The 13111-nt window shown below is 50.0% G+C and carries 11 protein-coding genes, 3 tRNA genes and 1 other annotated feature; of the genes, 4 read left to right on the forward strand and 10 right to left on the reverse strand.

What is annotated here, in order from left to right; all coding sequences use genetic code 11:
• The first annotated feature begins 34 nt into the window (after nucleotides 1-34).
• The 3 genes from BZG78_RS13170 (at nucleotide 35) to BZG78_RS13180 (ending at nucleotide 302) form a co-directional block, all read left to right on the forward strand.
• Nucleotides 35-110 (forward strand) — tRNA-Ala (locus BZG78_RS13170).
• A gap of 12 nt (nucleotides 111-122) precedes the next feature.
• Nucleotides 123-198 (forward strand) — tRNA-Val (locus BZG78_RS13175).
• A gap of 28 nt (nucleotides 199-226) precedes the next feature.
• A tRNA-Ala gene (locus BZG78_RS13180) sits at nucleotides 227-302 on the forward strand.
• 497 nt (nucleotides 303-799) lie between these two features.
• Nucleotides 800-3918 (forward strand) — a sequence feature (most likely nonfunctional fraction of RNA operon).
• A 371-nt stretch (nucleotides 3919-4289) separates the two neighbouring features.
• Here the strand turns inward: BZG78_RS13180 and rsmC are convergent.
• From rsmC to BZG78_RS15355, 8 genes are all read right to left on the reverse strand, one after another.
• Nucleotides 4290-5315 (reverse strand): 16S rRNA (guanine(1207)-N(2))-methyltransferase RsmC, encoded by a 1026-nt coding sequence (gene rsmC / locus BZG78_RS13195; protein WP_021024545.1) that lies wholly within the window; start codon nucleotides 5313-5315, stop codon nucleotides 4290-4292.
• Between the two features lie 107 nt (nucleotides 5316-5422).
• Nucleotides 5423-6508, reverse strand: coding sequence for an AI-2E family transporter (locus BZG78_RS13200; RefSeq protein WP_077661465.1), 1086 nt, complete (start codon nucleotides 6506-6508; stop codon nucleotides 5423-5425).
• A 90-nt stretch (nucleotides 6509-6598) separates the two neighbouring features.
• Complete coding sequence (gene hemW / locus BZG78_RS13205) at nucleotides 6599-7750, reverse strand: radical SAM family heme chaperone HemW (RefSeq protein ID WP_077661466.1); 1152 nt, start codon at nucleotides 7748-7750, stop codon at nucleotides 6599-6601.
• A 3-nt stretch (nucleotides 7751-7753) separates the two neighbouring features.
• Nucleotides 7754-8350 carry an RdgB/HAM1 family non-canonical purine NTP pyrophosphatase gene (gene rdgB, locus BZG78_RS13210; protein WP_077661467.1) on the reverse strand — a complete coding sequence of 199 codons (597 nt, stop codon included), beginning with the start codon at nucleotides 8348-8350 and terminating at the stop codon, nucleotides 7754-7756.
• A gap of 28 nt (nucleotides 8351-8378) precedes the next feature.
• The gene (locus BZG78_RS13215) at nucleotides 8379-8822 is read right to left on the reverse strand and encodes a DUF4426 domain-containing protein (protein WP_077661480.1); all 444 of its coding nucleotides are present in this window, start codon (nucleotides 8820-8822) and stop codon (nucleotides 8379-8381) included.
• An 88-nt stretch (nucleotides 8823-8910) separates the two neighbouring features.
• Nucleotides 8911-9465 (reverse strand): YggT family protein, encoded by a 555-nt coding sequence (locus tag BZG78_RS13220; protein WP_077461754.1) that lies wholly within the window; start codon nucleotides 9463-9465, stop codon nucleotides 8911-8913.
• A gap of 16 nt (nucleotides 9466-9481) precedes the next feature.
• Nucleotides 9482-10300, reverse strand: a complete 819-nt coding sequence (proC, locus tag BZG78_RS15350; RefSeq protein WP_077461753.1) for a pyrroline-5-carboxylate reductase — start codon at nucleotides 10298-10300, stop codon at nucleotides 9482-9484.
• Nucleotides 10301-10342: 42 nt separating this feature from the next.
• Entirely contained in the window at nucleotides 10343-11044 is a 702-nt protein-coding gene (locus tag BZG78_RS15355; protein ID WP_108743390.1) for a YggS family pyridoxal phosphate-dependent enzyme, read from the reverse strand.
• Nucleotides 11045-11067: 23 nt separating this feature from the next.
• Between BZG78_RS15355 and BZG78_RS13230 the strand changes: the two genes are divergently transcribed.
• Complete coding sequence (locus tag BZG78_RS13230; RefSeq protein WP_077661468.1) at nucleotides 11068-12105, forward strand: type IV pilus twitching motility protein PilT; 1038 nt, start codon at nucleotides 11068-11070, stop codon at nucleotides 12103-12105.
• On the opposite strand, the gene ruvX is transcribed toward BZG78_RS13230, so the two are convergent.
• Both ruvX and BZG78_RS13240 read right to left on the reverse strand, forming a co-directional pair.
• On the reverse strand, nucleotides 12050-12496 hold the full coding sequence (gene ruvX / locus BZG78_RS13235; RefSeq protein WP_021024536.1) for a Holliday junction resolvase RuvX: 447 nt from the start codon (nucleotides 12494-12496) through the stop codon (nucleotides 12050-12052). The genes BZG78_RS13230 and ruvX overlap by 56 nt on opposite strands.
• Nucleotides 12493-13059 (reverse strand): YqgE/AlgH family protein, encoded by a 567-nt coding sequence (locus tag BZG78_RS13240; protein ID WP_077661469.1) that lies wholly within the window; start codon nucleotides 13057-13059, stop codon nucleotides 12493-12495. The genes ruvX and BZG78_RS13240 overlap by 4 nt, the downstream gene beginning before the upstream one ends.
• Nucleotides 13060-13111: the final 52 nt, after the last annotated feature.

Here is a 13111-nt window from a genome sequence, read left to right on the forward strand (position 1 = left end):
TCGAATCCTGTACAACCCACCATTTCTCAGACGCGGGGCTATAGCTCAGCTGGGAGAGCGCTTGCATGGCATGCAAGAGGTCGGCGGTTCGATCCCGCCTAGCTCCACCAAGTCTGAAAGATGGGCGATTAGCTCAGTTGGGAGAGCACCTCCCTTACAAGGAGGGGGTCACTGGTTCGAGCCCGGTATCGCCCACCATTTTCTCAATAGAGAAAAAGCCATTATTGGGGCTATAGCTCAGCTGGGAGAGCGCCTGCCTTGCACGCAGGAGGTCAGCAGTTCGATCCTGCTTAGCTCCACCATTTCATTATACGTTTTTAGACAGCAGTTATCCCCTGTTGCGACGACGGGTGTCTGAAAGCGAATAATAAAGTGGTTTATCGTTATGATAAATACACATGCTCTTTAACAATCTGGAAAGCTGACAAGTCATTCTTTAAGAATGACAGTAAAGTTCTCAATCAGTGACATATCATGTCACTCACACAATCAAGTGTGCTTGGACTTTGTCTTATTGAATCAATAACGACAAAGTTTCTATTTGAGTCCGGCAAAAACAAAACCTTAGTTGTTTTCATGCAAGACCTTTTGGNACACATGCTCTTTAACAATCTGGAAAGCTGACAAGTCATTCTTTAAGAATGACAGTAAAGTTCTCAATCAGTGACATATCATGTCACTCACACAATCAAGTGTGCTTGGACTTTGTCTTATTGAATCAATAACGACAAAGYTTCTATTTGAGTCCGGCAAAAACAAAACCTTAGTTGTTTTCATGCAAGACCTTTTGGGGTTGTATGGTTAAGTGACTAAGCGTAGACGGTGGATGCCTTGGCAGTCAGAGGCGAYGAAGGACGTATTAACTTGCGAAAAGCCCAGATAAGGCAGTAAAAGCCATTTGAATCTGGGATATCCGAATGGGGAAACCCACCTGCATAAGCAGGTATCTTAGCGTGAATACATAGCGCTAAGAGGCGAACTCGGGGAACTGAAACATCTAAGTACCCGATCCGAATGGGGAAACCCACCTGCATAAGCAGGTATCTTAGCGTGAATACATAGCGCTAAGAGGCGAACTCGGGGAACTGAAACATCTAAGTACCCGAAGGAAAAGAAATCAATTGAGATTCCGGCAGTAGCGGCGAGCGACCCCGGATTAGCCCTTAAGCAGACTTGGCGTTAGGTGAACAGGTTGGAAAACCTGGCAAYAAAGGGTGATAGCCCCGTAACCGACGGCGCCATATKTGTGAAAACGAGTAGGACGGGACACGTGATATCTTGTCTGAACATGGGGGGACCATCCTCCAAGGCTAAATACTCCTGACTGACCGATAGTGAACCAGTACCGTGAGGGAAAGGCGAAAAGAACCCCTGTGAGGGGAGTGAAATAGAACCTGAAACCGTCTACGTACAAGCAGTGGGAGCCCCATCACTAAGACACCTTATCTTAGTGAGACGCTATCACTTTGTTGATTGGGTTAACCACGCGAAGCGTGGGTCAACCGCCCAATCAAGCAGAGGTGACTTAGTGATGGGGTGACCGCGTACCTTTTGTATAATGGGTCAGCGACTTAATGTTAGTAGCAAGGTTAACCGCATAGGGGAGCCGTAGGGAAACCGAGTCTTAACTGGGCGTGTAGTTGCTAGCATTAGACCCGAAACCGAGTGATCTAGCCATGGGCAGGTTGAAGGTTGAGTAACATCAACTGGAGGACCGAACTCACTAACGTTGAAAAGTTAGGAGATGACCTGTGGCTAGGGGTGAAAGGCCAATCAAACTCGGAGATAGCTGGTTCTCCCCGAAAGCTATTTAGGTAGCGCCTCGGACGAACACTACTGGGGGTAGAGCACTGTTAAGGCTAGGGGGTCATCCCGACTTACCAACCCTTTGCAAACTCCGAATACCAGTAAGTGCTATCCGGGAGACACACGGCGGGTGCTAACGTCCGTCGTGGAGAGGGAAACAACCCAGACCGCCAGCTAAGGTCCCAAAGTTATCGCTAAGTGGGAAACGATGTGGGAAGGCTCAGACAGCCAGGATGTTGGCTTAGAAGCAGCCATCATTTAAAGAAAGCGTAATAGCTCACTGGTCGAGTCGGCCTGCGCGGAAGATGTAACGGGGCTAAGCGATACACCGAAGCTGCGGCAATGCGATTTATCGTATTGGGTAGGGGAGCGTTGTGTAAGCYGTTGAAGGTGTGCTGAGAGGCATGCTGGAGGTATCACAAGTGCGAATGCTGACATGAGTAACGATAATGGGGGTGAAAAACCTCCACGCCGGAAGACCAAGGGTTCCTGTCCAACGTTAATCGGGGCAGGGTAAGTCGGCCCCTAAGGCGAGGCCGAAAGGCGTAGTCGATGGGAAACGGGTTAATATTCCCGTACTGCTRCTTACTGCGATGGGGGGACGGAGAAGGCTAGGTGGGCCTGGCGATGGTTGTCCAGGTTCAAGGGTGTAGGCTGTAATCTTAGGCAAATCCGGGATTACACACGGTCGAGACCCGATGTCGAGCCACCAAGGTGGTGAAGTCATTGATGCCATGCTTCCGGGAAAAGCCTCTAAGCTTCAGGTAAGTAGGAACCGTACTCCAAACCGACACAGGTGGTCGGGTAGAGAATACCAAGGCGCTTGAGAGAACTCGGGTGAAGGAACTAGGCAAAATGGTACCGTAACTTCGGGAGAAGGTACGCTGCMCACGGTGAAGTCCCTTGCGGATGGAGCTATGGGCAGTCGCAGATACCAGGTGGCTGCAACTGTTTATTAAAAACACAGCACTGTGCAAAATCGAAAGATGACGTATACGGTGTGACGCCTGCCCGGTGCCGGAAGGTTAATTGATGTGGTTATCGCAAGAGAAGCCATTGATCGAAGCCCCGGTAAACGGCGGCCGTAACTATAACGGTCCTAAGGTAGCGAAATTCCTTGTCGGGTAAGTTCCGACCTGCACGAATGGCGTAATGATGGCCACGCTGTCTCCACCCGAGACTCAGTGAAATTGAAATCGCAGTGAAGATGCTGTGTACCCGCGGCTAGACGGAAAGACCCCGTGAACCTTTACTACAGCTTGGCACTGAACATTGAGCCTACATGTGTAGGATAGGTGGGAGGCTTTGAAACGGCGACGCCAGTTGTCGTGGAGCCATCCTTGAAATACCACCCTTGTATGTTTGATGTTCTAACTTAGCCCCCTAATCGGGGGTGAGGACAGTGCCTGGTGGGTAGTTTGACTGGGGCGGTCTCCTCCCAAAGCGTAACGGAGGAGCACGAAGGTGGGCTAATCACGGTCGGACATCGTGAGGTTAGTGCAATGGCATAAGCCCGCTTAACTGCGAGAGTGACGGCTCGAGCAGGTACGAAAGTAGGTCATAGTGATCCGGTGGTTCTGAATGGAAGGGCCATCGCTCAACGGATAAAAGGTACTCCGGGGATAACAGGCTGATACCGCCCAAGAGTTCATATCGACGGCGGTGTTTGGCACCTCGATGTCGGCTCATCACATCCTGGGGCTGAAGTCGGTCCCAAGGGTATGGCTGTTCGCCATTTAAAGTGGTACGCGAGCTGGGTTTAGAACGTCGTGAGACAGTTCGGTCCCTATCTGCCGTGGGCGTTGGATGATTGAGGGGAGCTGCTCCTAGTACGAGAGGACCGGAGTGGACGAACCGCTGGTGTTCGGGTTGTGTCGCCAGACGCATTGCCCGGTAGCTAAGTTCGGCACAGATAAGCGCTGAAAGCATCTAAGCGCGAAGCTGGCCCCGAGATGAGTCATCCCTAGAGCTTCGAGCTCTCTAAAGGGTTGTTTTGCTTGGCGACCATAGCGCTTTGGACCCACCTGACTCCATGCCGAACTCAGTAGTGAAACGAAGCAGCGCCGATGGTAGTGTGGGGTCTCCCCATGTGAGAGTAGGACATCGCCAGGCTTTCATTGCTTACCTTGTTGATAGCTCGACGCTTTTGATATCTGCGATGCTCATGTATTGGCATACACTGCGCGTCTCGATTCAAAATCCTCATCGCATCAAACAAGATAATCTAATTAGCGCTTAATATTGGGCTTTAGTTAGCAAACATTTAAGCATCAAAGCAATTAAGTGTAAGACTTTGATGAGTGAAATACGAAGCCCTGACCTAACGGTCGGGGCTTTTTTGTATATTTAATCTTTGATGAAAAACCAATAGAGCCCTGGCCTGACGGTCAGGGCTTTTTGTTGTAATGAGTCTTCAATGCAGACTTTAGCGATGATAAATGTGGTGATAATAAAGCTGCTAAAGGTAACCCGTTGCTCTGATCTTACTCACGTGTTTTATATGCGTGATAGACCGCGAAGCGTCGAGTCTTGGCGATCGATTCACACTGTCCGAGACTGTCTTTAATTATCGGCGGATAGCGTAAGAAACTATTGGCCACCACAATGAGCTGGCCACCTTTGGAGAGGTGAGAGGGGACGTTACGTAACAAAGACTCGGTTGGTGAGTAGCGTGTATCCAGTCCATCATGGAAAGGGGGATTACTAATGATAGTATTAAATGTCGCCTCAACACCATCAAGCATATCTGAAGGTAAAACTTGCCCATCTAAGCCGTTGGCGGCAAGTGTGGCTTTGCTTGATGCAATGGCGAGGTAATTAACATCCACAAGCGTCACTTGGCAATCAGGATAAGTAGCAAGGATATAGCTACCTATCACGCCTGCGCCGCAACCTACGTCTAATACGTTTCCTTTGATCGACGGAAGATGACGAAGCAACAACTCGGTACCGTCATCTAAACTTTTTTGGCTAAATACGCCGGGTAACGCACGAATGGTCAGTGACGTCTCGCCGAGGGTTAATGGGTAGTCAGTAAACCACGCTTCCAACGAAAAAGAGCTCGCAGGGGTGTGGCAGGTGCCGTAATACATACTGCAGCGCCGCGCAGCATCGTATTTGCTAATAGACCCGTAGGGAGCGAAGCGTTTTTCAATGCTTTTGATGCCACTACGGTTTTCACCCACTACCATCCAATCAACCTCTTTCCCCAATGCGTGTGTCAACATTGCGAGTAAGTAATCAGCTTCTGCTTTTGCTTTAGGCCAATAAAATAAGACCAGATCGATGGGATGATCGATATCGAGCGTCGCGCCTGCATGAACAGTAATCGACGCTTTTTTCTGGCGTGTGGCGAAACCGTGATGCGTCGTAAAGACAGTGACGCTTGCGGCACGTTGCGATAATTGTTGGACAAAGTCATCTTCGAGCTCTCCTGCCAACAGCAGGTGTTTATTATCAAACAACGGAAGGTGACGCTGAGCAATTTCACTGGGGGCCGTGAGGGTCATGATTGTTCTCTTTGCATTATCGACGGTAATAAAGCGCACCGAAATAACCTGGCGCGTCGGGAGTCGAATTTTCCCACAAAGCACGCACCAGGCCAATCTTTAACGGGTTAGGCGTTGTCTTGGCGATCAAGGAAGTGTGCAAACTCGAGCTCATACATCCGGAATAACACCAATGTTAATGAGAAAATAATCGGACCGTAAATTAACCCCATTAAGCCAAAGAGGTGCAAACCGCCCAACAATGAGAAAAAGATAAGCAGGGTGTTCATGCCAGAGTTTCCCTGCATCAAAAAAGGGCGAAGCAGATTATCAATGGAGCCCACAACCACAACGCTCCATACTAAAAGCGCGAGCGCCCACTGCCAGTCACCGATTACTGCGAGATATAGCACTGTTGGTAACCAGATAAGTGCTGTCCCTATCACAGGAATAAAAGAGGCAAAGGCCATCATGGTGCCCCAAAAAAGGGCCGGTAAGCCTACCGCCCACATCGCTAGGCCGCCTGCAGCACCTTGTGCTAAAGCAGTGAGGAATGAACCGAGAACAGCCGATTTGGCGACTTTCTCCACTTCATCAAGCAGTTGGTCTTCTTGGCTACGTGACAAAGGGATAACATGACGCAGTGTTTGGATAATGTTGTCGTGATCGCGCAGTAAAAAGAACAGCACAAATAACATCAGCATAAAGGTGATAAAAAAGTTAGTGACATCGCCCAGTACCCCAGAGCTGAACTCAAGCATTTGACCGCTAAAAGAGGACATCCACGCGGCCAGTTTTTTAACCGTCTCTTGAGGGTCGATGACATCAAACGGTAGCCACTGATTGATAAAGTGTAAGGCTGATTGTATCTGCGGGTTATTGATCAGTTGCCTGGCCCCGCCGTTATTAAGCCATTCATAGCTACGAGTGAAAAAGCTTACACCTTGATCGATGATCGCACCCGCCACGACAGTGAGTGGAATAAAGATGATAAAGGTGATCAGAATGCAAGATAAGACCGATGCAGTATTGGGTCGCTGACCAATCTTTTCTTCGATGCGTTTATGGACGGGGAAGAACAGCAACGACACGATAAAGGCGAGCACAATCGCACCAATATAGGGCTCGATCAAAAGGTAACAGGCGTAAACGGCGATAATAAGGGCCGCAATTAAGGTCCAATGCTTGGGCTCGACGCGAAATGACGGAGTCACAGAGATATCCTTTTTAGCTTGTTGAATGATTGGGCTCGCCTTATGTACCGGCGCCTAATTTATAGGCACCTTAACACATCGTTTGTTGCATTAGTCAGCTAAAAAAATGGCCAGCAGATCATTGAGAAATAATTTACCTTTTGGCGTGATTTGCCAATGGGTGCTTGTTTCTGTGATTAAGCCTTGCTCAGAAGCTTGAGAGATAGGCGCGGCGAGATGTGACAGCGGTAGCCCAGTGTGACTGACAAAATCAGCTTTGGGGCAGGGCTCGAGCAAGCGAAAACGGTTCATAAAAAACTCAAACGCAAGATCGGTATGTTTTACCCACTGGCTGTCGGTGAGGTAGGCTTTGTCTGGATCGAGGTAGCCACGCGGGTGTTTCACTTTGACGGTACGAAGTAAACGAGGTTGGTCATCCTCTAGCAAGGTCAGTTTGCCATGTGCGCCGCAGCCAATCCCTAAATAATCCCCAAAACGCCAGTAGTTGAGGTTATGTGCACATTGGTGGCCTGGCAGGCTATAGGCGGAGGTCTCGTACTGAACATATCCCGCATCGGTCAGTCGTTGATGGCCTTGATCAAAAATGTCCCACAAGGTGTCTTCTTCTGGCAGGGTGGGCGGCTTAGAGTAAAACTGAGTATTAGGCTCGATAGTCAGTTGATACCAAGAAATATGCGGCGGCTTCAGTGCAATGGCTTGCTCCAAATCGCTGAGTGCTTCTTGTTCTGATTGATCGGGTAAACCATGCATCAGATCGAGATTAAAACTCGTCAGTCTCGCTTGGTGGGCAAGGTGAGCTGCCCGTTCTGCCTCACCAGGGCCATGAATACGGCCTAGCCGGGTAAGCTTATCGGCAGAAAAGCTTTGTACGCCAATGGATATACGAGTCACGCCCGCTTGGCGATAGCCAATAAATTTATCGGCCTCGACGGTGCCCGGGTTGGCCTCCATGGTGACTTCCATATTGTTACTCGGGGTCAGTCGCGCATTGATCCCGGCGAGCAAACGCTCAATCTGAGCGGGCGACATCAGGCTGGGTGTGCCGCCACCGATAAAAATAGAGTGCAGTGGACGCGTGACTATTGAGGGGTAAGCGGCCAGGTCGGTGTCGAGATCGTCGAGCAACGCATCGATATAATCGTCTTCTGGGATCGCGCCTTTTTGCGTGTGTGAGTTAAAGTCACAATACGGGCATTTTTGTACACACCACGGGATGTGTACATACAAACTTAATGGGATCATGGGTTATTGCGACGCTTTTAAGGCTTGAAATAGGGCGTTGAGGGCTTGACCGCGATGTGAGCGTTGTTTTTTCTCTGACGCAGGCATTTCGGCAGCGGTGCATTGCTGATCATTGGGCAAAAATACTGGATCGTAACCAAAGCCGTTGTCACCTTGTGGTGCATGGGCAATTTGACCTTCCCAAACGCCATGACAGACCAATGGTGTCGGATCATTCGCGTGGCGCATGTACACCAATACGCAATGAAAACGTGCTTGGCGTGCATGGGTATCAATAGCATGCATCGCGTCGAGTAGCTTGGCGACATTATCGGCATCATTGGCGTCATCGCCAGCATAGCGAGCTGAATAGACGCTAGGTGCGCCTTTTAGCGCATCCACCTCAAGGCCTGAATCATCGGCGATGGCTGGAAGCCCGGTCAGTTTCGCCGCGTGGCGGGCTTTAATGATGGCATTTTCAATAAAAGTGGTCCCTGTTTCGTCAGCTTCTGTCACCGCAAAATCACTTTGCGGCAGAACCTCAAAACCAAATTCGCCGAGTAGCCCGGCCATTTCTTTTACTTTGCCTGCATTGCCGGTTGCCAGCACAACTTTATTCATGTCGGTTACCTATGTGTTTGTCACCCTGTTAAGGGGTATCGACGTAAAACGTGTAATTGTAGTTGAAGGAGGCACTGCGATTGCCCGCTGCGTTGAGATCAATCTGGAATTGATAGGTTTCCTCATCATCAGCGGCAAAGGTCGCAATGTAATAAATCGCGTCGCCTTCGCGGATCTCGGTAAAATCTAGCTCTCGACTGTTACCCACCAAGTTTTTGACTTGGCCTTGGACCTTGGCGGCAATCGCCGGTTTTCCAAGCTGCATGGTGTCGAGAACCGCGATATTAACCAACCCGCGATAGCCGCTGCGGGTAATATCATATTGCTTGGCGATGTCAGGGGTTAAAAACGTCGTTGATAAGGTGTTGTAGTGCACCTCTAATTCGCCGATTTCTTTAAACTGGCCCGCCCAAGCTGGGGTCATGACTATGCCACAGAGGCTAATCATCAAAGCAATGAGGTTACGCATAATCTTTCCTTGTTGTGATCGCATGAGCATACCGAAACCAGTACGCACGAGCACCTCAGCCCGATCCTTGTCAGGGGGAGGCGCATATCCCTTATAGGGCGTACCAAACTGGGCCGACCATATCGCCAATTAACATATTGATAAATTGCAGACCGATAAAGATCACCAAAATACTGAGATCCAGTCCACCGATAGGAGGGAGGATGCGACGCACTGGGGCGCAAACCGGTTCGGTTAATTGATGGAACACTTGCTCTACAGGGTTATTGCCTTGGCTTACCCAGCTGAGAATGGCACGTAGGATCAGCACCCAAAACAGCAGTTTACCGGCTGCTTTAAGCAGCGCAATGGCAGAAAACAGGAACATTCCTGAACTCATTGCTAATGGATTGCCGGCGACTAAATCCAGTGCCACAAATTTAGCGACCATCAGCAGATAAGCAAAGAGGACGGTCGCGAGATCTAACCCACCGAGCGCGGGAACCATCCGGCGCAGTGGACCCACAACAGGCTGGGTCGCCTTCACCACAAATTGAGAGAACGGGTTATAAAAATCGGCCCGAGACCATTGTAGCCATATACGGAGTAACACCACCATGATGTAAAGATCAAACGCGGTGTTGATCAGAAAGGTCATTGCATTCATATCGTCGCCTTAGTGATTAAAATTCTTGTTCCATTTGCTCAGCACGGCTCACCGCCGCTTGCATGGCCTGTGCGACTATGTCGCTAATATTGTGCTGCTCGAATACTTGCAACGCTTCTGCGGTGGTTCCTCCTTTTGAAGTCACCTGCTCGCGTAGTTCTCCAAGCGTGGTGTCTGGGTTCGCGGCCACCATTTCTGCCGCTCCCAGTGCGGCTTGTTGTACCAACGCCCTTGCTTGCTGGTCAGTAAAACCTTGGCGAATGGCTTCTTGCTGCATGGCTTCCATAAAGCGGAAAAAATAGGCCGGCGCACTGCCTGCAGCCGCAATCACACCATTGATACTCGCCTCATTATCGACCCAGCAGACTTCACCCACCGCTTTCATCAGCGCGGAGGCATAGTCTTGATCACCCGTCGTCACACCCGGTGATGCGTACAGGCCGCTCATGCCTTTACCCACCAGCGAAGGTGTATTCGGCATCACGCGCACCAGATTAAGTGATGTACCAGCCATTTGATTAAGACGGGCAACATTGATGCCAGCGGCTATTGAGATCACCATTTTCGACGACCAATCGACCGCTGGCAAGTCGCTTAATACTTTTGCCATTAATTGGGGTTTTACCGCTAAAACGATCACTTCCGCTTGTTGGCAAGCAAGAAGGTTGTTTGTGGTGGTTTGGATCCCGTATTGCGTTGTCAGCACATCGTTAGGATGCGCGCTGGGTGACGCGGCTGTAATGGCTGAGGCGGGATATCCTGCATCCACGAGTCCGGCAATGATGGATCGAGCCATGTTGCCAGCCCCAATAAAGGTGAGAGGGCGATGTTCCATGTATTCGGTTCCTGTTGTTCTGATCATTCTGTGTAGGTGTCGTTAGCGATAATCACGTGCACCAAAAACGGCGGTGCCGATTCTTACCATGGTACTGCCACATGCAATGGCAGCTGCCATATCACCGCTCATACCCATCGATAAGGTATCAATAGTCGGCGTGTGTGCGTGGAGCGAATCAAACGCGGTCGCTAAAGGCTCAAACGCGGCACATTGGCGCTGATAATCTGTTTCCGGTTGAGGGATCGACATGAATCCTCGCACGGTGAGGTTGGGTAAAGCCCGCATTGATTCAATCAAATCCATGGCTTCATCCAGTGTTATGCCTGATTTAGACGCCTCACCGCTGGTATTCACTTGTACTAAAACGTTGAGTGACGGCAAATGCGCGGGACGTTGCTCACTCAGACGTTTAGCAATTTTTAACCGATCGACTGAGTGGACCCAATCAAAGTGGCTGGCGATCAAGCGCGTTTTGTTCGACTGAATTGGACCAATAAAGTGCCACTCAATCTTTGTGTTTGGGGCATGTGTGGCAAAGTGCTCCACTTTTTCAACGCCTTCCTGCACGTAGTTTTCGCCAAATGCGGTTTGACCTGCGGCCACGGCCTCTGCGATCGCCTCGACGGGTTTTGTTTTACTCACCGCAAGCAACTGCACCGAATGATCGGGTCGGCCGCATTTTTGGGTGGCGAGGTCTATTTGTTCCCTGACCTGTTCAATATTCTGCTTAATATTACACATACCTGATTCTACGAGGAAAATGAATGGAAATTACTGAGCTATTGACCTTTAGTGTAAAGCATCGTGCGTCAGATCTACATCTTTCTGCGGGCGTGCCGCCTATGGTGCGGGTAGATGGCGATGTGCGCAAGCTCAGTCTACCTGCGCTCAATCATCAAGCGGTCGAGCAATTGATTATCGCTGTGATGAATCCCGAACAACGCCAAACGTTTGTAACCGAATGGGAGGTGGATTTTTCGTTTGAGCTGGCCTCGGTTGGCCGGTTTCGGGTGAACGCTTTTCATCAGCAACATGGGTGCGCGGCGGTGTTCCGGGTTATCCCAGAGGCGCTGCCAACCTTGGAAGCGTTAAACGCGCCTTCTGTCTTAACAGAGCTCGCGTCGCTCACTCAGGGGCTGGTACTCGTGACTGGGCCGACGGGATCGGGAAAATCAACGACGTTGGCAGCGATGGTTGATCATATTAATCGTCATCAACAAAAGCATATTCTTACTATTGAAGATCCGATCGAGTTCATTCACTCGCCGCAACAAAGCTTAGTGAATCAGCGGGAAGTGAATCGTGATACGCAATCCTTTCAACAGGCGCTGCGTTCGGCCTTACGGGAGGATCCAGATGTGATTCTGGTCGGCGAGCTACGAGACTTAGAGACGATAAGCTTAGCATTGACGGCCGCAGAAACTGGCCATTTAGTCTTTGCCACGTTACATACCGCGAGTGCGGCGAAAAGCGTTGACCGGATTATCGATGTGTTTCCAGGGAGTGATAAGCCCTTGGTTCGCTCTATGTTGTCTGCCTCTTTGCAGGCGGTAGTATCGCAGCAGCTCGTCAAAAACACCCAGGGCCGACGGGTCGCTGCGTATGAAATTATGAAAGCCACCCCTGCGATTGCTAACCTTATCCGTGAAGACAAAGTGGCGCAGATGACCTCCATGATGCAAACAGGCGTCGCCCAGGGGATGCAAACTATGGAGCAGGCGATAACACGGCTGACCGACCAAGGGGTTATTCCGAGGCGTGAAACGGCTCAGCATATTGGCGCTCAAACCAGCTTTCAATAATCACAACGGCTGACTGGGCGTCAACAGCTCCCTTACCTAAGGCTTTGTAGCCGCCTTGTTCAAAAAGTGCTGCGCGGGCTTCGCGTGTTGATAGGCGCTCATCATGTAACGAGACCGGGAAACCAAAGCGCCCATGTAAGCGATTGGCAAATTTTTTCGCTCTGGGTGTAATGGTATCGAGAGGTTCACCTTGTAAATCTAATGGCAGCCCAACCACTAAATAATCAGGTTGCCATTCTTTTAATAGGGCATCAATGTCATCCCAGTTAGGAATACCATCGCGCGCTTTTAAAGCGCATAAAGGGCGAGCGGTGCCGGTTAACGACTGACCGATGGCAACGCCAATGCTTTTTACCCCGTAATCAAAACCCATCACGGTTTGTGCGTTCATGCGTGTCCTACTTGTGAAGAAAGGTTGGCGGCGTCAATGCCGAGTTGGTCGAGCGCTTTTTGCCAACGTTGGTGAACAGGGGTATCAAAAATTACGCTGGGATCGGCCTCCAGTGTGAGCCAACTATTTTCGGCTAACTCTTGTTCAAGCTGTCCGGCCTCCCAGCCTGCATAACCTAAGGCCACCAAAAATTGCTCTGGCTGTTGCTCGGTCCCGAGAATCGACAAGATATCTTTTGAGGTGGTCACGGCTAATTGATCTGATACGGGCACACTGGTGCCATACGAACAATTGGCAGGATGCAGCACAAATCCTCGATCTTCAGACACCGGCCCGCCAAATAAAACGGATTGGGTCAGACTTTCGGTTGTATTGGAAAGCGGCATGTCGCGCTCTACCTCAATTTGGTCCAGCATTTTACCCACGGACAAGTTAATAGGGTGATTGATCATTAACCCCATGGCGCCGTCATGATTATGCTCACACACGTAGATAACACCCTGTTGAAAACGGCTATCGGCCATGCTCGGCATTGCGATTAAAAAATGATTTTTCAGATCCATATCGCCGTCTCCTGTTCGTACGCTTACGTTGAGTATGCGCAAAAAATGTGTA

Source organism: Salinivibrio sp. MA351 (assembly GCF_001996065.1).
In the GTDB taxonomy this organism is placed as follows: Bacteria; Pseudomonadota; Gammaproteobacteria; order Enterobacterales; family Vibrionaceae; genus Salinivibrio; species Salinivibrio costicola.

What these genes read in the sequence shown, in the direction of transcription:
- rsmC (WP_021024545.1), bottom strand. Translation starts at nt 5,315, where the DNA reads ATGACCCTCACGGCCCCCAGTGAAATTGCTCAGCGTCACCTTCCGTTG.
- hemW (WP_077661466.1), bottom strand. Translation starts at nt 7,750, where the DNA reads ATGATCCCATTAAGTTTGTATGTACACATCCCGTGGTGTGTACAAAAA.
- rdgB (WP_077661467.1), bottom strand. Translation starts at nt 8,350, where the DNA reads ATGAATAAAGTTGTGCTGGCAACCGGCAATGCAGGCAAAGTAAAAGAA.
- BZG78_RS13220 (WP_077461754.1), bottom strand. Translation starts at nt 9,465, where the DNA reads ATGAATGCAATGACCTTTCTGATCAACACCGCGTTTGATCTTTACATC.
- proC (WP_077461753.1), bottom strand. Translation starts at nt 10,300, where the DNA reads ATGGAACATCGCCCTCTCACCTTTATTGGGGCTGGCAACATGGCTCGA.
- BZG78_RS15355 (WP_108743390.1), bottom strand. Translation starts at nt 11,044, where the DNA reads ATGTGTAATATTAAGCAGAATATTGAACAGGTCAGGGAACAAATAGAC.
- BZG78_RS13230 (WP_077661468.1), top strand. Translation starts at nt 11,068, where the DNA reads ATGGAAATTACTGAGCTATTGACCTTTAGTGTAAAGCATCGTGCGTCA.
- ruvX (WP_021024536.1), bottom strand. Translation starts at nt 12,496, where the DNA reads ATGAACGCACAAACCGTGATGGGTTTTGATTACGGGGTAAAAAGCATT.
- BZG78_RS13240 (WP_077661469.1), bottom strand. Translation starts at nt 13,059, where the DNA reads ATGGATCTGAAAAATCATTTTTTAATCGCAATGCCGAGCATGGCCGAT.